18 protein-coding genes and 1 pseudogene are annotated in these 21742 nt (G+C 74.2%); 10 read left to right on the top strand and 9 right to left on the bottom strand.

The features are described 5' to 3' along the window. Nucleotides 1-22: 22 nt before the first annotated feature. Genes ACTFAP_RS25330 through ACTFAP_RS25320 form a run of 3 tightly spaced genes read left to right on the top strand, consistent with a single transcriptional unit; the run spans nt 23 to nt 2733 of the window. Nucleotides 23-610 (top strand): sigma-70 family RNA polymerase sigma factor, encoded by a 588-nt coding sequence (locus ACTFAP_RS25330; RefSeq protein WP_451747146.1) that lies wholly within the window; start codon nt 23-25, stop codon nt 608-610. Continuing rightward, entirely contained in the window at nt 607-1350 is a 744-nt protein-coding gene (locus ACTFAP_RS25325) for an anti-sigma factor (protein ID WP_495682465.1), read from the top strand. The genes ACTFAP_RS25330 and ACTFAP_RS25325 overlap by 4 nt, the downstream gene beginning before the upstream one ends. An 18-nt stretch (nt 1351-1368) precedes the next feature. Then, a complete protein-coding gene (locus ACTFAP_RS25320) occupies nt 1369-2733 on the top strand; it encodes a cryptochrome/photolyase family protein (protein WP_500467499.1) in 1365 nt (454 codons plus the stop codon). Nucleotides 2734-2822: 89 nt separating this feature from the next. On the opposite strand, the gene ACTFAP_RS25315 is transcribed toward ACTFAP_RS25320, so the two are convergent. The 5 genes and pseudogenes from ACTFAP_RS25315 to ACTFAP_RS25295 form a co-directional block, all read right to left on the bottom strand. Further along, entirely contained in the window at nt 2823-3647 is an 825-nt protein-coding gene (locus ACTFAP_RS25315) for a DUF1295 domain-containing protein (RefSeq protein ID WP_495682463.1), read from the bottom strand. After that, the gene (locus ACTFAP_RS25310; RefSeq protein WP_500467498.1) at nt 3644-4933 is read right to left on the bottom strand and encodes a class I SAM-dependent methyltransferase; all 1290 of its coding nucleotides are present in this window, start codon (nt 4931-4933) and stop codon (nt 3644-3646) included. Before ACTFAP_RS25310 ends, ACTFAP_RS25315 begins: the two co-directional genes overlap by 4 nt. After that, nucleotides 4930-6183 carry a class I SAM-dependent methyltransferase gene (locus ACTFAP_RS25305; RefSeq protein WP_500467497.1) on the bottom strand — a complete coding sequence of 418 codons (1254 nt, stop codon included), beginning with the start codon at nt 6181-6183 and terminating at the stop codon, nt 4930-4932. Before ACTFAP_RS25305 ends, ACTFAP_RS25310 begins: the two co-directional genes overlap by 4 nt. 140 nt (nt 6184-6323) lie before the next feature. Beyond that, nucleotides 6324-7055 (bottom strand): annotated as a pseudogene (locus tag ACTFAP_RS25300) (DUF1365 domain-containing protein); the annotation flags it as partial. Next, entirely contained in the window at nt 7049-8323 is a 1275-nt protein-coding gene (locus ACTFAP_RS25295; protein WP_495682459.1) for an FAD-dependent oxidoreductase, read from the bottom strand. The pseudogene ACTFAP_RS25300 and the gene ACTFAP_RS25295, both read right to left, overlap by 7 nt. Nucleotides 8324-8511: 188 nt before the next feature. Here ACTFAP_RS25295 and ACTFAP_RS25290 point away from each other — a divergent pair, with 188 nt between their 5' ends. Next, nucleotides 8512-10122 (top strand): molybdopterin-dependent oxidoreductase, encoded by a 1611-nt coding sequence (locus ACTFAP_RS25290; RefSeq protein WP_500467496.1) that lies wholly within the window; start codon nt 8512-8514, stop codon nt 10120-10122. An 83-nt stretch (nt 10123-10205) separates the two neighbouring features. Next, the gene (locus tag ACTFAP_RS25285; protein ID WP_500467495.1) at nt 10206-10889 is read left to right on the top strand and encodes a fasciclin domain-containing protein; all 684 of its coding nucleotides are present in this window, start codon (nt 10206-10208) and stop codon (nt 10887-10889) included. A 20-nt stretch (nt 10890-10909) separates the two neighbouring features. Here ACTFAP_RS25285 and ACTFAP_RS25280 read toward each other — a convergent pair whose 3' ends face one another. Beyond that, entirely contained in the window at nt 10910-11215 is a 306-nt protein-coding gene (locus ACTFAP_RS25280) for a 4a-hydroxytetrahydrobiopterin dehydratase (RefSeq protein WP_500467494.1), read from the bottom strand. Nucleotides 11216-11379: 164 nt separating this feature from the next. Beyond that, entirely contained in the window at nt 11380-13467 is a 2088-nt protein-coding gene (locus ACTFAP_RS25275; RefSeq protein ID WP_500469567.1) for an alkaline phosphatase family protein, read from the bottom strand. 244 nt (nt 13468-13711) lie between these two features. On the opposite strand from ACTFAP_RS25275, the gene ACTFAP_RS25270 reads away from it, so the two are divergent. The 3 genes from ACTFAP_RS25270 (at nt 13712) to ACTFAP_RS25260 (ending at nt 17577) form a co-directional block, all read left to right on the top strand. Then, nucleotides 13712-14509: an MBL fold metallo-hydrolase gene (locus ACTFAP_RS25270; RefSeq protein ID WP_500467493.1), complete on the top strand. Its 798-nt coding sequence runs from the start codon at nt 13712-13714 to the stop codon at nt 14507-14509. A gap of 68 nt (nt 14510-14577) precedes the next feature. Continuing rightward, nucleotides 14578-15177, top strand: a complete 600-nt coding sequence (locus ACTFAP_RS25265; RefSeq protein ID WP_495685015.1) for a VTT domain-containing protein — start codon at nt 14578-14580, stop codon at nt 15175-15177. An 894-nt stretch (nt 15178-16071) separates the two neighbouring features. Continuing rightward, on the top strand, nt 16072-17577 hold the full coding sequence (locus tag ACTFAP_RS25260) for a hypothetical protein (RefSeq protein WP_500467492.1): 1506 nt from the start codon (nt 16072-16074) through the stop codon (nt 17575-17577). A 176-nt stretch (nt 17578-17753) separates the two neighbouring features. Here ACTFAP_RS25260 and ACTFAP_RS25255 read toward each other — a convergent pair whose 3' ends face one another. Continuing rightward, a complete protein-coding gene (locus ACTFAP_RS25255; RefSeq protein ID WP_495682454.1) occupies nt 17754-18713 on the bottom strand; it encodes an MBL fold metallo-hydrolase in 960 nt (319 codons plus the stop codon). Between the two features lie 107 nt (nt 18714-18820). On the opposite strand from ACTFAP_RS25255, the gene ACTFAP_RS25250 reads away from it, so the two are divergent. Next, the gene (locus ACTFAP_RS25250; protein ID WP_495685014.1) at nt 18821-19702 is read left to right on the top strand and encodes an MmyB family transcriptional regulator; all 882 of its coding nucleotides are present in this window, start codon (nt 18821-18823) and stop codon (nt 19700-19702) included. Here the strand turns inward: ACTFAP_RS25250 and ACTFAP_RS25245 are convergent. Then, nucleotides 19699-20736, bottom strand: coding sequence for an MBL fold metallo-hydrolase (locus tag ACTFAP_RS25245; protein ID WP_495682453.1), 1038 nt, complete (start codon nt 20734-20736; stop codon nt 19699-19701). The genes ACTFAP_RS25250 and ACTFAP_RS25245 overlap by 4 nt on opposite strands. A 148-nt stretch (nt 20737-20884) precedes the next feature. On the opposite strand from ACTFAP_RS25245, the gene ACTFAP_RS25240 reads away from it, so the two are divergent. Then, nucleotides 20885-21697, top strand: coding sequence for a methyltransferase domain-containing protein (locus ACTFAP_RS25240; RefSeq protein ID WP_500467491.1), 813 nt, complete (start codon nt 20885-20887; stop codon nt 21695-21697). The last annotated feature ends 45 nt before the right edge of the window (nt 21698-21742 follow it).

Here is a 21742-nt window from a genome sequence, read left to right as displayed (position 1 = left end):
CGTCTGTCACCGGAGACCACGTATGGAGCCAGTGCCCACCCCCCTGTCCGCTCCGGGCGGGCCCGCCCCCGACCTGGGAGAGCTGCTCACCCAGGTCGCGGCGGGCGACCAGGACGCCTTCGGCGCCGTCTACGACCGGGTCGCCGGCCCGGTCCACGGGCTGGTGCGCAGCGTGCTGCGCGACCCGGCGCAGTCCGAGGAGGTGACCCAGGAGGTCCTGGTCGAGGTCTGGCGCCGGGCCGCGTCCTACGCCCCCGAGCGCGGTTCCGCGATGGCCTGGATCATGACCCTCGCGCACCGCAGGGCCGTGGACCGGGTGCGCTCCGCGCAGGCCGCCAGCGACCGCGAGCACCGCGCGGCGCTGCTGGACCACACCCCCGCCTACGACGAGGTGACCGAACAGGTCGAGGCCAGCCTGGAGCGCGAACAGGTGCGCCGCTGCATGGGCGGGCTCACCGAACGGCAACGGCAGTCGGTGACCCTCGCCTACTACCGGGGCCTGACCTACCGCGAGGTGGCCGAAGTGCTGTCGCTGCCGCTGGGCACGGTGAAGACCCGGCTGCGCGACGGACTGATCCGGCTGCGCGACTGCCTGGGAGTGACGGCATGAGTGTCGAGGACGTGCACACCCTCAGCGGGGCCTACGCGCTGGACGCGCTGCCCCCCGTGGAGCGCGAGGAGTTCACCCGCCATCTGGACCGCTGCGAACCCTGCGCCCGGGAGGTGAGGGAGCTGTCGGAGACCGCTGCCCGGCTGGCCCGGGCGGTGGCCGTGCCCCCGCCGCCCCGGCTGCGCGAGAACGTCATGCGGCGGATCGCCACCGTACGGCAGGACCCGCCGCCCGGCGCCCTGCGCGCGCTGCGACGGCGGACCCGGCGCGTGCTGCCCGGCTTCGCGCTCGCCGCCGCGCTGGCCGCCGCCGTCCTGGGCGGCACCACCGTGTGGCAGTGGCAGCAGGCCCAGGACGCCCGCGAGCAGAGCCGTCACGCCCAGCAGCAGTCGGCCCTGCTCGCCCAGGTGCTCTCGGCACCGGACGCCCGGATCGCCGCCGGGGAGCTGCCGGGCGGCGGCACCGGCACCGTCGTGGTGTCCGCGGAGGCCGACCGCGCCGCGTTCGTGGCGTCGGGAATGCCGAGCCCGCCGGACGGCATGGTGTACCAGTTGTGGTTCGACGACCACGGTGCGATGCGGCCCGCCGGGCTGATGGACCCCGGGTCACCGGACGAGACCGTGCTGATGGAGGGGGCGCTGGAGGGCGCCACCGGCATGGGCATCACGGTCGAACCCGCCGGTGGCTCCCCGCAGCCGACCTCCGATCCGCTGGCCGTCATGGAATTTCCGACCGCCTAGCGAGGAGCGAACCGGACGATGAATGTCGCCGTGGTGGTGTTCACCAGTGATCTGCGACTGCGCGACCATCCCGCGCTGCACGCGGCCCAGCGCGCCGCCGACGCGGTGGTGCCGCTGTTCGTCCGTGACCGGGGCGTGGACGGAGCCGGCTTCGCCACGCCCAACCGGCTCGCGTTCCTGGCCGACGCGCTCACCGACCTGGACGCCGGGCTGCGCGAGCGCGGCGGCCGGCTCGTGGTCCGTGAGGGGGACGTGGTCGAGGAGGTGTGCGCGGTGGTGCGGGAGACCGGCGCGGGCGAGGTGCACCTGTCCGCCGGGGTGAGCGCGTACGCGCGGCGCCGCGAGGAGCGGCTGCGGGCCGCGCTGGAGGAACTGCGCTGCCCGCTGCGGGTGCACGACGGCGCGGTGACGGTGGTGCCGCCGGGCGCGGTCACCCCGGCCGGCCGGGACCACTTCGCGGTGTTCACGCCGTACCACCGCCGCTGGCGGGAGAGCGTACGGGACGCCCCGCTCGCCGCGCCGCGCCGGATCCGGGTGCCGGACACGGCCAAGGGCCAGGGGCCGCCGGAACGCGGCGGGGTCACCGGGGTCTCCCCCGGCGTGCCGCGCGGCGGTGAACAGGAGGGCCGCCGGCGGATGACGGCCTGGCTGCGCTCGGACGTCGACGCGTACGAGGAGCGGCACGACGACCTGGCGGGCGACGCCACCTCGCGGCTCTCGCCGTACCTGCACTTCGGCTGCCTGTCGGCGTCCGAACTGACCCACCGGGCGCTGCGGCACGGCGGGACGGGTGCGGAGGCGTTCGTACGGCAGCTGGCCTGGCGGGACTTCCACCACCAGGTGCTGGCGGCCCGGCCGGACGCGTCGTGGGCCGACTACCGGCCCCGGGGCGACCGGTGGCGGCACGACGAGCGGGAGCTGACCGCCTGGCGCGAGGGCCGCACCGGCTACCCGATCGTGGACGCCGCGATGCGGCAGCTCGCGCACGAGGGATGGATGCACAACCGGGGGCGGCTGCTGGTGGGCAGCTTCCTCACCAAGACGCTGTACGCGGACTGGCGCGAGGGCGCCCGGCACTTCCTGTGGCTGCTGGTGGACGGCGACATGGCGAACAACCAGCTGAACTGGCAGTGGGTGGCGGGCACCGGGACGGACACCCGGCCCAACCGGGTGCTCAACCCGGTGACGCAGGCCCGGCGTTACGACCCGGACGGCGCGTATGTGCGGCGCTGGGTGCCGGAGCTGGCGGGGGTGAGCGGCTCCGCGGTGCACGAGCCGTGGAAGCTGGACGCCGCGGAGCTGCGCGACAGCGGCTATCCCGCGCCGCTGGTGGACCTGGCCGTCTCCCGGGACCGTTTCCTGACGGCGCGGAACAAGGGGTGACACCGCCGGTGGCCCGGTACGGCGGGAGGAGGTGGATCTCCTTTCGCCGTACCGGGCCACCGGGTTCAGCCGCTCAGCCGGTCACCCAGTCACCCGTCCGCCGGCTCACGCGGGCGGCGCGGCGGGCGGGGGAAGAAGCCGCTGGTGCGGGCGGCGTACGCGGCCCAGCCGGGGCGGTCCGCCATCCGGCGCTCCAGCAGGGCCTTGCCGCTGCCGAAGATCAGCAGCGCGCTCATCACCAGCGGGGCGGGCAGCGCCACCAGCGCCGCCGTCCAGCTGGAGCAGGCGAGCAGGTACAGCCCCCACCACACGGCGAAGTCGCCGAAGTAGTTGGGGTGCCGGGTCCAGCTCCACAGCCCCCGGTCCATCAGCCGGCCCCGGTTCGCCGGATCGGCCCGGAACCGCGCCAGCTGCCGGTCCCCGACCGCCTCGAAGAACATCCCCAGCGCCCACACGGCGATGGCCGCCACGGTGAGCGGCAGCGGCGGTGCCCCCGCGTACAGCGCGATCTGCACCGGCGCCGACACCAGCAGGATCAGCACCCCCTGGAGCAGGTACACCTTGCGCAGCGCGTACACGTGCCGGTTGCCGGGCGCCTTGTCCAGCATCCGGGCGTAGCGCGGGTCCTCCCCGTGCCCCCGGCCGCGCCGGGCGATGTGCGCCGCCAGCCGCAGGCCCCACACCGCCGTGAGCACGGCCACCAGCAGCCGGTGGGCGTCCTCCCCCTGGCCGGTGGAGGCGATCCAGCCCGCCACGGCCAGCGCGGCGAAACCCAGGCCCCAGGCGCTGTCCACCACCCGGTGCAGCCCGCCCTTCGCCATGGCCACCGCGAAGGTCGCCGCCATGAGGAGCAGCAGGACGACGGCCGACAGCGCCGCGTTGCGGGCAAGGTCCGCCCAGGGGAGGCCGCTCACCGCTCGCCCGCCCGGTACCAGTCGGCGGGCGTCGGCTCCATGCCGCTGCCGCCGGCGTCCCCGGGGCGCACCGCGAGGATCTGGTCCACACCCATCCGCCGCTGTTCGAACGCCAGCGCTGCGCCGGTGAGATACAGCCGCCAGACCCGGCAGGTGCGCTCACCCACCAGGGCGGCGAAGTCGGCCCACTCGCGCTCCAGGGTGCCGAGCCAGGCGGCCACCGTGCGTACGTAGTGCTCGCGCAGCGCCTCCACCGAGCGCACCTCGAGACCGGCGGACTCCAGCATCCCCACGGTCTGCCCCACCGGCCGCATGTGCATGTCGGGCGCGATGTAGGTCTCGATGAACGGTCCGCCGGCCGGCACGTGCGACCCCCGGGACATCTGCTGGAGCAGCAGCCGCCCGTGGGGCCGCAGCATGCCGTGCAGCAGGGAGGCGAACCGCGGGTACTCCGCGTCGCCGACGTGTTCGCCCATCTCGATCGAGGTGACCGCCTCGTACCAGCCGCCGCGGATGTCGCGGTAGTGGCACAGCTGGACGTCCACCCACTCGGTGAGCCCGCGGCGCTCCACCTCCGCCCGTACGTGCCGGGCCTGTTCGGCGGAGAGCGTGACGGCGGTGACCTGGGCCTTGTACTCCTGCGCGGCGTACAGGCTCAGGGAGCCCCAGCCGCAGCCGATGTCCAGCAGCCGCATCCCGGGGCGCAACGCCAGCTTGCGGCAGATCAGTTCGAGCTTGTCGCGCTGGGCGTCGGCGAGGCCGTACGCCCGGTCCTCGGGGTGGCCGCGCCAGTAGCCGCACGAGTAGGCCATGGACGCGTCGAGCAGCCGGGCGTAGAAGTCGTTGGACAGGTCGTAGTGGTGGGCGATCGCCTCGCGGTCGCGCGAGCGGCTGTGCGGGATGCCGCGCAGCCGGGCCCCACCGGCGGGGGCGGGCGGCCGGGGGCCCAGCGCGCCCAGGGCGGCGAGGGTGCTCACCATCCTCGCCCGGTCGGCCACCGTCAGCCGCGGTGGTGCCAGCCGTTCCTCGCGGGCGGCCGTCCACACGGTGCGCAGGGAGACGCCGAGGTCGCCCTCCACGTCCAGGTCACCGCAGATGTAGGCGTCGGCGAGCCCGAGTTCACCCGGCTGCCACAGCAGTCTGCGCAGCGCCCGGCGATTGCGCAGGACCACCAATGGGGCGTGCGCGGGGCCGGTCTCCGAACCATCCCAGGCGCGCAGCCGGACGGGCGGCCGACCTGCGAAGAGCTGGTGCAGCAGCGGGGCGAGGCGGGCCGCAACGGTCATCGGGGTCCTCCCTTGAGGAGCTGGAACTGCTGGACGTCGAGGTAGCCGGAGCGGAACCCGGCCTCGCAGTAGGCGAGATAGAAGGTCCACATGCGGCGGAAGGTGTCGTCGAACCCCAGCCGCTCGACGGCCGGGGCCTGTTCGGCGAAGCGTTCACGCCACAGCCGCAGGGTCTCGGCGTAGTGCGGGCCGTAGCGCTCGCGGCGGGCGACGGTCAGCCCCGCGTGCCGGGCGGCGCCGTCCGTGATGGCCTCGGTGGAGGGCAGTTGCCCGCCGGGAAAGATGTACTTCTGGATCCAGGTGTGGGTGGTGTGGGAGGCCACCATCCGGTCGTGCGGCATGGTGATGGCCTGCAGGGCGATCCGGCCGCCGGGGGCCAGCACCCGGTCCAGGGCCCGGAAGTAGCCGGGCCAGCCGCGTACGCCGACTGCCTCGATCATCTCGACGCTGACGACCGCGTCGTAGCCCGCGCCGGGATCGGTGGACAGGTCGCGGTAGTCCTGGAGCCGGATCTCCACCCGGTCGGCGACACCGGCCTCGGCGACCTTGCGCAGCGCGAGATCGCGCTGGGCGGCGGAGAGCGTGATGGTGTCGACGCGCGCGCCGCGCAGGGCGGCGCGCACGGCCAGTTCTCCCCAGCCGGTGCCGATCTCCAGCAGCCGGGTCCCCGGTCCGGCCCCGGCCAGGTCCAGCAGCCGGTCGATCTTGCGGTGCTGGGCCTGCTCCAGCTGGTCCCAGCGGGCGGGCAGGGTACGGAAGACGGCCGAGGAGTAGGTGAGGGTGGGGTCGAGGAAGAGGGCGAAGAGGTCGTTGGACAGGTCGTAGTGACGGCGGATGTTCTCGCGCGCGTCGTCGGGGGCGTTGTGCTGCGAGGCCGGTTGCGGCGGGGCCCACCAGCCGCGCAGCCGCTGGAGCGGCGCCGGGATCAGGGCGCCGGCGTGGCCGGCCACCACGGTGAGCGCGGCGACGAGGTCGGGGGCGTCCCACTCGCCGGCGAGGTAGGACTCGCCGAAGCCGATGGTGCCGCCCGTGCCCAGGCGCCGGTGGAACGCGGCGGGGTCGTGGATCTCGATGCGCGGGCCGCCGGGGCCCGGCAGCGGGCCGTCCGGGGTGACGACGCGCAGCGGCAGCCGGGAGACGGCGCGCCGTACCAGTCGTGCGGTGACCGCGACGCGCGGCCGGGAGGCGGCGGGCACGGCGGCGACGTCCGGCCAGGTGGCGGGATCGACGGAGGGGGTGAGCCGGTTCATGTACTGCCTCGCTGGGGACGGCGGGGGTCGGGGTGGTGGGAGTGGGGCGGGCCGGCGCGGTGCCCGGCCGTGGTACCGCCGGGGGCGGGGCCGTACGGCGGGCCGGGCGGCGGGCCGGGCGCGGGCGATCGCTCCGGGACGGGGTCGTGCCGGCGTACCCGGAGCCCGCGCAGGTACAGGGTGATGCCGTGGGCGCGGATGGCGGCCGAGACGGCGAGCGTGGACCACGGGTGCCGGGCGGCGGCACGCAGCAGCCCCCGGGCACCGGCGGGCCGCCGGACTCCGGTGACGGCGGCGGTGAACGGCTTCTCGCCCGGCTGGTCGAGGGTGACGGTCAGCCGCAGCCTCGCGCCGGGCACCGGCAGCCGCATCCGGTACCGTCCGGCGACCGTGAAGAACGGCGAGACGGCGAGCCTCTTGTCCGTCACCGCCCGCCCGGCGCCGTCGGGGTGCAGCAGGTAGGCGTGCCGCTTCCCGTAGGTGTTGTGGACCTCGGCGACCACGCAGGCCAGGGAGCCGTCGCGGTGATGGCACCAGTAGAGCGTCAGCGGGTTGAACACGTAGCCGAACACCCTGGCGTGGGCGAGCATCAGGGTGGGGCCGCCGGGCAGCGGCTCCCCGTGGTCCGTCAGAAAGCGCTCAAGGCCGGCGGCGATGCTGGGGGCCGTCCCGTCGAAGTGGTCCCGCGGGTCGAAGCGCGCCAGAGCACGCAGCCCGCGGGGCGGGACCGGCACGGCCGCCGGGTCGATCAGCCACAGATAGGTGCGGTGCCGCAGGGTGTGCCGCAGCGGGGAGCGCCGGGCATGGCGGATCTCGCACCGGTACAGGGCGGGTACCGGCGGCGCCTCACGTGCCGGGTCCCCGGTCACCAGGGCACCCCCTGCGCGGCGGCGGCCATGACGCCCGACCGGCAGCCGTCCTCGTGGAAGCCCCAGCCGTGGTAAGCGCCGGCGTAGGCGGTCACCGGCCCGCTCAGCGCGGGCAGCCGCAGCTGCGCGGAGACCGACTCCGGGGTGTAGACGGGGTGTTCGTACACCATGCCGGCGAGGATCCGGCCGGGGTCGACCCGGTCCTCGGCGTTCAGCGAGACGACGTAGCGTTCCTCGCCCGGCTGCTGCGGCAGGCGCTGCAACCGGGTCATGTCGTAGCTGACCGTCACCCGCTCCGGGCGGGCCCGGCAGCCGGGCAGCAGATAGTTCCAGGAGGCCGACGCCGCCCTGCTGCGCGGCAGGACCGAGGTGTCGGTGTGCAGCACCGTGGCGTTGCGGGAGTAGGGGAAGGCGCCCAGCACCTCGCGTTCGGCGTCGGTCGGGTCGGCCAGCAGGCGCAGCGCCTGGTCGGCGTGGGTGGCGATGACGACGGAGTCGAAGGAGTGCGCGGCGCCGTCGGCGGTGGTGATCTCCACGCCCCCGCCGGTGCGGCGCACGGTGCGCACCGGGGTGGCGGTACGGACGGCGTTGATCCGTTTGGCGGCGCGCTCCACGTAGCTGCGCGAGCCGCCGGTGACGGTCCGCCACACCGGTGAGCCGGTGATGGACAGCAGGCCGTGGTGGTCCAGGAACTGGAAGAGGTACCGCGCCGGGTAGCGCAGCGCGGTCTCCGGGGAGCAGGACCACACGGCGGACACCAGCGGGGTCATGAAGTGTCCGGTGAAGTAACCGGAGAAGCCGCCGGCGCTCAGGAACTCCCCCAGGGTGACGGTGTCACCGGCGGTGGAGCGCAGCACGGCGCGGGCCCGGCGGTGGAAGCGCGGCACCTCGGCGAACATCCGCAGCGCGGCGGGGCGCAGTGCCGTACCGGGCCGGGCGAACAGGCCGCGCGGTCCGCGGGCCCCCGCGTACTCCAGGCCGCAGCCCTCGCACCGCACCGACATGCTCATCTCCGACTCCTGTGTGCGCACGCCCAGTTCGCGGAAGAGCCGCAGCAGATGCGGGTAGGTGCGGTCGTTGTGGACGATGAATCCGGAGTCCACCGCGTGCATGCGTCCTGGGCCCGCCACGTCGTGGGTGTGGGCGTGGCCGCCGAGCCTGCCGTCCGCCTCGAAGAGCGTCACCTCGTCCCGTTTGCTGAGCACATGGGCGGCGGTGAGTCCGGAGACCCCCGCTCCCACCACCGCGGTACGGCGTGCCGTGCCCGTCATCTCGCTCCTCCTGACCCGCGTTCGGCGCACTTGTCGCGTGACATTCGGAGCCGCTCGGCCCGCGGATGGGTCGCGGTCTCCGGTCTTCACTCTGCGGGGTGGGACTTTTCTTTTTCGCGCTCGCGACCCATCCGTCCGCCCGGTCGCACCGAATGGGGGATGTGAGCAACGAACGGACAGTGAGCGGGATGAGGGGCCTGGCCCGGCTGCGGGAGATCCTTCCGCCGGCCGGGGCCGGAGCCCTGTCCGGGCTGCTGGCCGCCGGCACGTCGCTGGCGGTGGCGGAACTGACCGCCGCCGCGGTCCGTGAGGAGGCGCAGCCGGTCAACGCGGTGGGCGGGGCGGTCATCGACCGCACCCCGGCCCCCGTCAAGGACTGGGCAATCGAGAACTTCGGCACCCACGACAAACTGGTGCTGCAGCTCGGGATCCTTCTCCTGCTCGGGCTGTTCGCGATGACGGTGGGCGTCCTGGCGCTGCGGTTCCGCCGCGCCGGGGCGCTCGCCGTGCTGGGCTTCGGGCTGTTCGGCGCCGTCGTGGCGGCCGGCCGGCCCGAGGGCGCCGGGCCCGACGCGCTCCCCTCGCTGGCGGGGGCCGTCGCGGGGGCCTCGGTGCTGTACGTCCTGGTGGGCCCGAGCCTGCGGATGGTGCCGGGCCCACCGGGACGGGCGGAGCAGGAAGGCGAGGCGCCGGTACGGGTGCTGGCCGGCTTCGAACGACGGCGGTTCGTCGTGGCGGCGACCACGGTGGCCGCGGCGTCCGCCGGAGCCGGCCTGCTGGGGCGGCGGCTGAACGCGGCGCGGCGCGCCCGGGCCGCGGCCTCCCGTACGGCGCTGAGCCTGCCCGCTCCCGCCTCCCGGGCGGGCACCGTCCCGGCGGGCGCCGAACTGCCGGTGCCGGGGCTGGGCCCGCTGATCACCCCCAACCGCGACTTCTACCGGATCGACACGGCCCTGACCGTGCCCCGGGTGGACGCGGAGAGCTGGCGGCTGACGGTGCACGGCAAGGGCGTCACCCGGCCGCTGGAGCTGGGCTTCGCCGATCTGTTGGAACGGGAACTGGTCGAGCGCCGCATCACGCTCACCTGCGTCTCCAATCCGGTGGGCGGCCGGTACACCGGCAACGCCTCCTGGATCGGGGTACGGCTGGCCGAGTTGCTCGCCGAGGCGGGGGTGCGTCCGCCGTCCCGGGGCGGCCCGGCCAATCAGCTGATCGCCCGGTCGGTGGAGGGCATGACGCTGGGCTCCCCGGTGGAGGCGGTGATGGACGGCCGGGACGCGCTGCTGGCCGTCGGCATGAACGGCGAACCGCTGCCGTTCGTCAACGGCTTCCCGGTGCGCATGGTGGTGCCAGGACTGTACGGCTACGTCTCCGCCTGCAAGTGGCTGACGGAGCTGGAGCTGACCACCTTCGAGGAGTACGACCCCTACTGGGTGCAGCGGGGCTGGGCCCGCGAAGCGCCCATCAAGACCATGTCCCGCATCGACACCCCGCGCGGCCTGGACACCCTGCCCGCCGGACAGGTCGCGGTGGCGGGTGTCGCCTGGGCCCAGCACACCGGCATCGACCGGGTGGAGGTGCGGGTGGACGGGGGCTCCTGGGCGGAGGCCGAACTCGCCCAGGAGGACAGCGTGGACACCTGGCGGCAGTGGGTGTGGAGGTGGGATGCCACCCCGGGCCGGCACTCCCTGGAGGTACGGGCCACCGACCGGTCCGGATCCACCCAGACCGCCGACCGGGTCGGCACGGTTCCCGACGGCGCGACCGGACGGCACGCGGTGGTGGTCAACGTGAACTGACCCGCGGCACCCGGGCGGACGACCCCGTCCCGCCCCCTTTCCCGGACTTCTGTCACCCCGACATCTCTCAAGGAGCGTTTCCCATGCGTATCAACCGAATCCGCCGCGCCGCCATCGCCGTCACCGCCGCCGCCGTACTGCCGCTGAGCCTGGCGGCCTGTTCCTCCGACGACAGCGACTCCGGCGACCAGGGCTCCTCGGAGAGCACCGAGGGCACCACGGGTGGCGGCATGGACGATCAGGACAACGCCGGTTCCGGCGCCGACGACTCGGCGCAGGAGGAGACCGGTGCCGCCGCGCAGACGTTCGGCGCGGCGTGTGCCGCCACTCCTGCGGACGGCCCCGGCAGCTTCGACGGCATGGCGCTGGACCCGGTGGCCACGGCGGCCAGCAACAACGAGGCGCTGACCACCCTGGTGAGCGCGGTGGACGCGGCAGGGTTGGTGGACACCCTGAACGACGCGGACGGCATCACCGTCTTCGCGCCGGTCAACGACGCCTTCGACGCGATCCCCGAGGAGGACCTGAACGCGGTGCTGGCCGACCAGGACATGCTGACCGGGATCCTGACGTACCACGTGGTGGGCGAGCGGCTGTCGCCCGAGCAGCTGGAGGACGGCTCCTTCGAGACGCTCCAGGGCGGCACGGTCACCACCACCGGCTCGGGCGAGTCCTTCACCGTCAATGACGAGGCGGCCGTGGTCTGCGGCAATGTGCAGACGGCCAACGCCACGGTCTACCTGATCGACACCGTGCTGATGCCGTAACGGAGCGGGCCCACGGGGCCTCAGTCCGCAGCGTGGCCCGCCGCGATCTCCTCGATCCGGCGGGCCAGTTGCGCGTCCAGCTCGGTGACCTTGCCGCCGACGCTGTGCGTGTTGAGCGCCACGCCGAGGCGGTTGTAGACCAGCGTCAGCTCGGCGTGGTGGTTCAGCTCCTCCTGGGCCACCGAGATGTGGACCAGCAGGGCGACCGCCGCCGGGTGGCCCGGCAGCGTGTACGAGCGCACCAGGTGGTCGTTCTCCACCCGCCAGCCGGGCAGTCCGCTCAGCGTCTCGGCGATCTCCAGCTCGGTCAGCGGCTGCGGCGCCATCGGCGCGCTCCCTTCACCCGGTGCGGTTCGTTCACGGCGATGGCCAGCCTAGTGCGCGGCCCGGTCCGATTGGGGGAACGGCCGGGTGTGGGCCGCGTTGGCCGGCGAGTGCGGGCGGGGCCGGGCACGGCGCTCCGCGCGCGCCCGTCCCGTACGCCCGCCCGTCACGCGGGTGACGGCGCGTCGGTCCGCCCGGACAGCCGCGCCGACTCCGCCAGCCAGCGGCGCAGCACCCGGTGCACCGACTCGGCACCGACCAGCTCACCGCCGGCCGCACCCTCCCCGTCCCCGGGCAGCGGGTCGGACAGGGCGTGCGGGGAGAGCAGGAACGCGTGGCTCTGCTCGCCGCCGAGGCCGCCGTGCGACCCGACCTGGTCCTCGAAGGCGTGGATGGCGCCGGAGACCGGGTCCACCGAGGAGTTGATCATCAGATCGGCGGCGTGCGGGAACCGGTCGGTCCGCAGCACCGCCTCCGCCGCGCCCGCCCCGAACGGTGCCAGCGGGTCGGGCCCGATGATCTCCCCGCTGACCAGCCGGTGTTCGCCGCCGCCCCCGCCCAGCACCACCGCCCCGTGCCGCTGGTCGCGCACCAGCACGAAGCCGATCCCGGGATGCTCGGCCAGGGTCGACAGCAGCGCCGGATAGCGGGACGCGATCTCGGCCCGCGTCGCCCGCCCGGGGATCTCCGGGAAGGACACCAGACCCAGATTGCCGGAACCCAGCACCACCGGCGCCCGCCGCCGCTCCTCCTCGGGACCGGCCGCCGCACCGGGAACCGGCTCCGGGGGCTCTGGTGGCTCCTCGGGACGGTGCAGCGCGGACCGCGCCACCGCCCGCGCCTCGGCACCGCTCTCCGCCCGCCGCTCGCGTCGCTTGTGCCGCGCCCGCCGCGGCTCCCCCGCCAGCGGCCGGCCGCAGCCGATCCGTACCAGTTCCTCCAGCGAGTGGCCGTACGCGGCCTCGAACGGCTCGCCCTGACTCTGCCCGTGGTCGGAGAGCAGCACCAGATGGTACGGGCGCGGGGCGTACGCGATGGCCTGCCCGATCGTGGCCACGCAGTCGTCCAGCCGACGCAGCACCTGCCGTACGTCGGGCGAGCGCGGCCCGGAGTGGTGGGCCACCTCGTCGTAGGCCACGAGATCGGCGTAGACGGCGGTGCGGCCGGTCAGGATGTCGCCGACGACGGAGGCGGTGACCACATCCCGCTCGACGACGGTGGCGAACGCCCGGATCATCGGGTACAGCCCGCCCCGCCCCACCCGGGGGGTGACCCCGCGCAGCCGGGCGCGTACCGACTGGCAGATCTCCCGGACCAGTTCGGCGGCGAAGGACAGCACGGTGCGGGCGGCGTGCGCCGGGTCGGAGAAGTACGCGAAGTACCCGGCGCGCGAACGCTCGCCCTTGCCGCGGCGGACGGCGATCGACACCACCAGCGCGGCCTGCCCGGCGCCGCCGGTGAACAGATTGCCGCGGCTGGCCCCGTCCGCCGCGAGCAGCCCGGGGTGTCCCGCGCGGGCGGCGGCACGCCGCTGGAGCTCGGCCGCGCTGGAGGGCCGGTTGCTGACGATGACCTCGCCGCGCTCCTTCTCGTACCAGCGGAAGGCCGGCACGTCCTCGTTGCTGCCGTGCAGGATGGCCAGCTGGGAGGCGCCGGTCTGGCTGGACCAGTCGGTGCGCCAGCGGGTGAGCCGGTGGCTGGTGCCGCACAGCGCGGCCACCGACGGCATGAGTGGGCGGTCACCGGCGATCGCCTCGCGCAGCAGCGCGTGCCCGATGCCGTCGAGCTGGAGGAAGACGGTGCCGGCGGGCCGCGGCACCCCCTCGGCGTCGTGGCCGCCGGCGTCGCGCCCCCTGCCCCAGCCGCCGGCCGGGTGCCCCCACGGGGCCATCCGGTGCAGCCGGCGGCGCTGCGCGCCCTGGTCGCGGACCGCGAGCCAGGTGCTGGTGGCGGAGGAGGTCAGCGACATGGCGGCGGCCACGATCACGGCGGTCTGCGGGCTGGCCTCGCCGCGCCCGTACGGGATGAGGCTGAGGGCGAACAGCAGCAGGGAGCCGTTGAGCAGGAAGACCAGGCAGGCCAGGGCCAGCGCGGGCACCAGCAGCAGGGTGCGCACCAGCCAGGGCCACACCAAGGCGGACAGGATCCCGAAGGCACCGGCGCCGAGCAGGGCGGTGGCGGCGACCCGGGTGAGGCTGTCGCCGTCCGGGGACTGGAGCCGGAAGTCGGGCAGGATCACGGCGAGCACCACCATGGTGGCGGCGCTGACGCCCCACACCACGAGCACGCGCAGCAGCGCCGCACCCCCGCTTCTCACCCCTGCCACCGTCCGGCCCTCCCTGTCACTGGTGTCGCTGCCTGCTCGGATGTCGCTCACGCCGCTTTCGTCCCGTCCATCCTGCCCGCCCGGTGCGGGCGCACCGGGCGGACGTCACCGGGCAAACACACGTAGGCTTCCGGTAACGGAACTACGTCCGGACGGGTGAGAGGAGTTCCTGGTGCCGGTGGACATCATCTGGTGGGGCCACGCCACCGCCACCATCCGGGACTCCGGCGTCGCGGTGCTGACCGATCCGCTGGTGACCCGGCGCTGCGCCCATCTGTGGCGGCGCCGCGGGGCACTGCCGGCGGCCGGGGCGCTGGCGGCCGATGTGGTGCTGATCTCCCACCTGCACGCGGATCATCTGCATCTGCGGTCGCTGGCGCGGCTGCCGTACGGCACCCCGCTGGTGCTGCCGCGCGGCGCGGTGCGGGCGGTGCCGGGGCTGCGGCGGCTGGCGGCGCGGCTGCCGGTGTACGAGATGACGCCCGGCGAGTCGCTGCCGTTCGGCCCGGTCACGATCCGGGCGGTGCCGGCGGCGCACGACGGGCGGCGGCTGCCGGTGGGGCCGCGCCGGGTCTCGGCGCTCGGCTACGTGGTGGAGGGCGCGTCGCGTACGTACTACGCCGGTGACACCGGACTGTTCGACGGGATGGCACGGGAGACGGGTCCGGTGGACACCGCGCTGCTGCCGGTGGGGGGCTGGGGCCCCGGCCTTGGCCACGGACATCTGAACGCCGAGCGGGCCGCGCTGGCGCTGGCCCGGCTGCGGCCGCGGGACGCGGTGCCGGTGCACTACGGGACGTTCTGGCCGCTGGGGCTCTCGGCGGTGCGGCCGCATGAGTTCCACGCGCCGGGGGACGAGTTCGTCCGGCACGCGGCGCGACTGGCGCCGGAGGTGCGGGTGCACCGGCTGGGGCACGGGGAGCGGGTACGGCTGTCGGCGGGGCCGGTCGGGCCGGCGGTCGCCGAGTGAGCCACGCCGCCGCGCTGCCCTCGCTGACGCCGCTGTCCTCCCTCACGTCGTGGTCCCCGCTGGTTCCGCTGGCGGCGACGCCGGGGGTGGTGGCGCAGGAGGGCACGGAGCAGGCGATCGGGCTGCCCTCGCTGTTCCTGCTGGTGCTGGTGGGGTCGCTCATACCGGTCGTGCCGACGGGCGCGCTGGTCAGTTCGGCCGCCGCGGTGGCGTTCCACCACAGCGACCCGGTGGTCTTCTCCGCGCTGGTGTTCGCCGCGGCGTCCCTGGCGGCGTTCAGCGGGGACGTGCTGCTGTACGCGCTGGGCCGGGGCGGCTCACGCTGGCTGGGGCGCCTGCGGGAACAGGCGGCGCCGGGCGCGGTGCGCCGCGCCCAGCGGCAGCTGGCGGAGCGCGGCACGGTGGTGCTGGTGGTGTCCCGGCTGGTGCCGGCGGGCCGCATCCCGGTGATGCTGGCGGCGCTGCTGGCACGGATGCCGCTGGCGGCGTACATGCGCGGCTGCCTCCCGGCGGCACTGGCGTGGACGGCGACGTACCAGCTGATCGGAACACTGGGCGGGGCCCTGTTCCCGCACGCCTGGCAGGGAGTGCTGGCGGCGGTGGTACTGGCCCTGCTCTTCGCGGTCACCCCACCCCTGTGGCGCCGCGCGACGGGGCCCCGCCCCTGATCCGTCTCTTTCGGATCTTCCCGGCTCGGGCCGCGTCTCCCCCGGCCGACGCCGGGAGGCGCCCCCGGGGCTGGTCCGGCCGATCATGTGACCGCTCCGTCTCGGGTCACCGTGGAGGACATGGAGCGGGGTGATCTGATCCGGGTGATGCGCGATGCCGTGACGCTGTGAGCTGTGACGCCGAGTGGAAACGGTCGCGGCGGCTCCTGCGGTCGGCAACGGTCGTTGTGGACGGCGGCGGGATCACCGGCGGCTGATCAACGGGATTGCGCACCGGGTGCGGACGGTCGCTGCCGTCCGCTTTCCCTTTTCCCCGCATCGCACGTCTGCTAGGGCCGACGGTCGGCAGCGCGCGGGCGGTGGTGTGCTCGGCCCGGGTGCGGTCGGCAAACCGGTGTCCGGTGCGCCAAGCCACCTTGACGGCCAATCAGCCACTCTAACGAGTTAATGCCTGACAGATCACCGGATAGTACAGTAGAGATGGCAGCGACGAGAGCACGTGACTGCGCTTCAGACATTCCTCTGTCCGAGCGCTCAACACGGTTGTCCAGTACCAGCAGCAGCATCGCGAAAAGGGGCCGACACGGCCGCTTCTGTTTCCCACCCCCACGGACATGACCGGCTGCGGGAACAGGCAGCCGGATGACGATCGACGTCATGTCGGCCACGGCCCGGCGTGCGGCCCGCCAGACGGTCTTCTTCCGCTCTCCGATCGCACGGCCGGCCTCAAGTCCGCCGGTACCCCTCAACGCGCCCGCCCAGCTCAGCTTTCCTCCTTCTCGGCGGACGCGCCGACGCACCACTCCCTCGCGTCACCACCGCGCAGAAGCGCCACGGCGCACACCGCCACTGCCACTGCCACCACCCCACTTCACAAGAGGAGTTGACCCATGAGTGGATGCGGCTGCGGGCAGCCCCCCCCTCACCATCAGCGGCTGTCAGCCCTCCAAGCCGGCCTGTCCGCCCGTTGCCTGCCCCGGCTCCAAGCCACGCGAGCACTGCGAGACGACCCCACTGCGCGACTCCGCGCCGTACCGGGTCGCGGCGACCGCGAGCAGCACCGACCCGACGCCGTACTACACCATCGCCAACACCCATGCCGCACTGGACCCTGCCGTCGCCCAGACCATCCTCGACAGCGGCACAGGCACGTTCCCGGCCGACGACGGGTCGCACAACGGCCAGCACACCTGGCTCGCCGGCGTCGTACACATCGACCCCGCGTCACTGCGCGGCAACCCCACCGACGTCACGATCAGCGCCTCGGTCCATGTCCACAACGACGGCGGGAGCACGGCCTGCCGGCTCTACGGCCGCTTCGCCCTGTGGAACGGCACGACCCCGATCCGCACCGATCTCCTGGGCCCACCCGATCTGCCGGCGGGCGGTGACGACAACGGTGTCATCCCACCGACCACCGTGTCCCTCGCGGACGTTCTCGCGGGAAAGATCGTCATCGAGCTCAACCTGGAAACGGGCAACGACGACGCCTGCCGGGTCGGACCGAAGCAGTGGACCGTCGACAGCTTCGTCCTCACCGTCCAGGCGTCCGCCCCGGGCTGCGGCAGGCCGTTCCTCCGTACGACCTGCCGCGACTGCGACGGCACGGTCACCTGCACGACCGACACCCTCGACGGCTCGACCCCCTACACCGCGGTCCCACCGGTCATCCCGGTCGCCTCCTGCCAGGACGGATGCACCCCAGCCCGCCCTCCGTGCCTCTCCACCGACCGGGGCAACGCCATCAGCCGGGGCAGCGACGGATGTCTGTACGCGCCCGACACGCCTGCTCTGGACCCGTCCCCGTGCAATGCCGCACGGAACACGACCGGTGGGCTCCTCGTGCCGCGCACCGACCTGACGGGCATCGCTCCCGGCGGCAACAGCGGCGGCGAACGGTCGGTGGACATCGACGTCACCGGGACGCCCGGCTGCCCCGACAGGTGGGAGATCGGCGCCCGCCTCACGCCGGTGAGCGCATTCCTCAACGCCGAGAGGCAGCACGCGGACCTCCTGGCCCGGGCCGGTACCGACGTGCCGATTCCCGAGTCCGACATCGTGCTCCCGGAAGCCGGCGTGTACCACATCGACAGCGATGTACGGTACGCGCTCGGTTCCGCCACCGGCGGCAGCGGCTACATCATCGGCTGGCTCAGGGACGAGACCACCGACACCCTCCTGACGAGCTTCACCCAGATCGCGGCGATCAACGCGGCGAGGCAGGAGCAGCAAGGCGGAACCACCCACATCATGACCGAGTACACGGTCGCCTCCGGCCCCCGGACGGTTCGCCTGCACCTGATGTTCGTCCTCACCGGCGGCAACATCTCCAACGCCGAGGCCGGCGGCACCGACAGCAATGGCGCGACCCGGATGCGCTTCCTCAAGGTCAGGGATTAGGACCTCACTTGGTTCGGCGAGTTGGGCGTCAGCCCAGTGACGGCCGGGGGCGGCCGCCTGCGGGATGCCGTGGAAGACGGCCGTGCCGTCCTCGTACCGGATGCCGGTGACCGCTCCCCGGTCGGTGCGCAGGGTTCGGGTGGAGGAGGGGACGGAGGTGGAGGGTGCGGTGACGGTCATACGAGCGGCGCCCATTGCCGGATGGCGAATCCGGGGCCGTTCCGTTCGACGTGCGCCGCCCCGTGGCCGCCCAGGTGCGCGGGGATGACGAGTGCGCGCCGGTCGGCCGCCCAGCCCAGGATGCGGCGCCGGGTGGCCCGCGACGCGGCCGGGTCCTCGCAGGAGCAGCTGTTGTGGTCGGGTTCCAGGATCTGTACGGGGCTGTGCAGCAGGTCGCCGACGAACACCGCCCGGTCCGTGCCGCTCTCCAGGGTGAGGACGCTGGAGCCGGGTGTGTGTCCCGGCGCGAGGTCCAGTCGCAGCCGGCTGTCGATGCGGTGGCTGCCCTCCCACAGCTTCACCTGTCCGGCGCGGTGCACGGGGGCGACGCTGTCCTCGAAGACGTTCTGGTTGCCGCGTCCCAGCACCGGGCGGTGGTTGTTCTCCGGGTTCCAGAAGTCGAAGTCGTCCTTGGCGATCAGATAGGTGGCGTTGGGGAACGTGGGGATCCATTCCCGGTCGTGCAGGCGGGTGTTCCAGCCGACGTGGTCCATGTGCAGATGGGTGTTGACGACCAGGTCGACGTCCTCGGGCGTGACGCCGGCCCGCGCCAGGCGGTCCAGGAAGTCGGTGCGCAGGTGTCCCCAGATCGGGGAGTACGGGCGTTCCTTGTCGTTGCCGGCGCCGGTGTCGACGAGGATGGTCCTGCCCTCGCTGCGCACCACCCAGGTCTGGACGACCGCGTTGATGAAGCCGGTGTCCGGGTCGAGGAAGTCGGGGGCGAGCCAGGAGGAGTGGGCGCGCCAGGTCTCCTCGGGGGCGGTGGGGAAGAAGGCGGCGGGCGTCATGCCGAGGGGGCCGGCGTACTCCGTTACGCGGGTGATGCCGACGCCCCCCAGTTCCAGGTGGTCCGTCCGGTGGGCGCGGGCGGGGCGATCGGCGAGACCGGGGCGGGGGTCAGGGTCGGGGGAGTTCATGCCGACCACCCTCAACGGGCGCGCCGGGGCGGGCCACTCCCTGCCGTGCCTACCCCCGGCAGGGTCAGGCTGCCACTGACCCGCCCGGGCACACTGGGGGCATGAGTGTGCGCGGACACGGCCGGCTCGGTGACTTCCTCCGTATCCGGCGCTCCCGGCTGCGCCCGGCCGATGTCGGCCTGCGGGACTACGGGGACCGGCGGCGGGTGACCGGGTTGCGCCGCGAGGAACTCGCCCTGCTGGCCGGGGTGAGCGCCTCGTACTACACCCGTCTTGAGCAGGGCCAGTCGGTGGGCGCGTCCCCCGGGGTGCTGGACGCGCTGGCCGGTGCGCTGCGGCTGAGCGCCGCGGAACGGCGCCATCTGCACGATCTCGCCGAGGCGGCACGGCGCGGCGGCGGGGGCCGGGCCGGGCGCCGTCCACCGCCCGAGCACGCCGGCCCCGCCACTCTGGCGCTGCTCGCCGCCCTGGAGGAGGTCCCGGCGCTGGTCACTGGACGGCGCGCGGACGTACTGGCCTGGAACGGGCCGGGCCACGCCCTGTTCGCCGGCCATCTGGACCCCGACGCCCCGCGGGACCCGGCCGCGCGGCCCAATGTCGCCCGGCTGGTGTTCACCGACCCGCACACCCGGGCGCTGTACGCGGACTGGCCCGCCAGGGCCAGGGACGTGGCCCGGAATCTGCGGATGGTCGCGGGGCGGCACCCCGATGACCCGGTGCTCGCCTCTCTCGTCGGTGAACTCACCGTCGGGAGCCCCGCGTTCTCGGCGATGTGGAACGACCACGGCGTCGGCCCGTGCGAGCCGGCCCGGTACGCGTTGCGGCACCCGCTGATCGGGCCGCTCACCGTCACCCAGCAGAGCCTGGCGATCCCGCAGGAGGAGGAGCAGTCGCTGGTACTGGCGGTCACCGAACCCGGCTCGCCCTCGCACGCGGCGCTGCGCCTGCTGCCCCACTGCGCCCCGCCGGGAACCGGTGCCCGTGGCTAGAAGCCGCGCGCCTCGCGGGCGCCGTCCTCCAGGACCCGGGAGGCGCCGATCGGCAGGTCCCACAGATCCTGGCGGGGCCGCCCGGCCGTCTCCCAGGCCGCGCGCACCCGGTCCAGGGGTTCCAGCGGAGGCTCGGTGGACAGCAGGAACGTGCTCCAGTGCATCGGGGCCATCCGGGTCGCGCCGACGTCCTGGCAGGCGGCGACGGCCTCCTCGGGGTCGGTGTGCACCTGCTGCTGGAGCCGGCGGGGCGCGTACGCCCCGATCGGCAGCAGCGCCAGATCGATCCCCGGGTAGCGGGCGCCGATCTCGGTGAACCAGTGGCCGTAGCCGGTGTCCCCGGCGAAGTACACGCGCCGCCCGGAGCGGGCGGTGAGCACCCAGCCGCCCCACAGCGTGCGGCAGGTGTCGGCCAGGCCGCGCCGCGACCAGTGGTGGGCGGGCACGAAGTCGAACCGTACGGCGGCGGTACGGCCGTCCGGTGCGGGCAGTTCGGCGGCCTCCCACCAGTCCAGCTCGGTGACGCGGATGAAGCCGCGGCGCCGGCACCAGGGGGCGAGACCGGCCGGGACGAACAGCGGGGTGGCGCGCGGCAGCCGTTTGAGGGTCGGGGCGTCGAGGTGGTCGTAGTGGTTGTGGGAGATGACGACGGCGTCGACGGGCGGCAGGTCCTCCCAGGCCACCCCGGGCGGGGTGACCCGGGCCGGGGTGCCGAGGATCTTGCGGGACCACACGGGGTCGGTGAGCACGGTGAGGCCGCCGACACGGATCACCCAGCTGGCGTGGCCGACCCAGGTGACGGCGAGCGCCCCTGTCTCCGCCTCCGGCAGCGGCGCCGGGGCGAACGGCAGCTCGGCGGTCTGCCGCAGGGTGTCCTGGCCCGGCCGCAGCCCGCCGTTCTGCCGGGCGGCGCGCAGCAGGGCGGTGAGCCCGGGGCGGGGGCTGGTGAGCCGGTCCATGAAGCTGCGCGGCCAGGTGCGGCGTTCGCCCAGCGGGCGCGGGGCCTGCTGGGCGGGAGCATGCGGTTCGGTCATACGGGGCCTCCCGGGTGCTGTCTCCATACAGGGCGAGGTCGCCCCGGACGGCAATTCCGGTGGGCCGTCACGGTGACCCCACCGACAGGGCGTCCATATTCCGGACGGATATGGCCCAGTATCCGAGACAGCGAGCAGACTGGCCGGCATGGCGAACGACGCGACGTACACCCATGGCCACCACGACTCCGTCCTGCGCTCGCACCGCTGGCGCACCGCCGAGAACTCCGCCGGCTATCTGCTGCCCGAGCTGCGGCCCGGCCAGCGGCTGCTCGATGTGGGCTGCGGCCCGGGCACCATCACCGCCGACCTGGCGGACCGGGTCGCCGGGGACGGCGGCGAGGTGGTGGCGATGGACGCGGAACCCGGTGTACTGGACCGGGCGAGGGCCGCGGCCGAGCAGCGCGGCACCGCCAACATCCGCTTCGCCACCGGCGACGCGCTGGCCCTGGAGTTCCCCGACGACGGTTTCGATGTCGTGCACGCTCACCAGGTGCTGCAACACCTCGCCGACCCGGTCACGGCCCTGCGCGAGATGCGCCGCGTGACCCGCCCGGGCGGGGTGGTGGCGGTGCGGGACGCCGACTACGCCGCCATGACCTGGTATCCGCGGGTGCCGGGTCTGGAGGAGTGGCTGGCGCTGTACCGGAGGGTGGCCCGGGCCAACGGCGGCGAACCGGACGCCGGACGCCGCCTGCTGTCCTGGGCGCGCCGGGCCGGTTTCACGGACGTGCGGTCCTCCGCCACGGTGTGGACCTTCGCCACCGAGGACGAACGCTCCTGGTGGAGCGGCCTGTGGGCGGAACGTACCGTCGCCTCCGCCTACGCCGACCGCGCGGTGGAGGGCGGGTACGCCACCCGCGCCGAGCTGGAGCGGATCGCCGAGTCCTGGCGGGAGTGGGGCCGGGCGGCGGACGGCTGGTTCGCGGTCCTCAACAGTGAGGCGCTGTGCAGGGGCTGACCGGCCGGAGGGGCCGCGCGGACACCGCACACGGCGGCGGTCAGC

Source organism: Streptomyces sp. PH9007 (genome assembly GCF_059813725.1).
The sequence above is the reverse complement of the archived record's forward strand: the minus strand, read 5'-3'. Positions and strand labels throughout refer to the sequence as shown.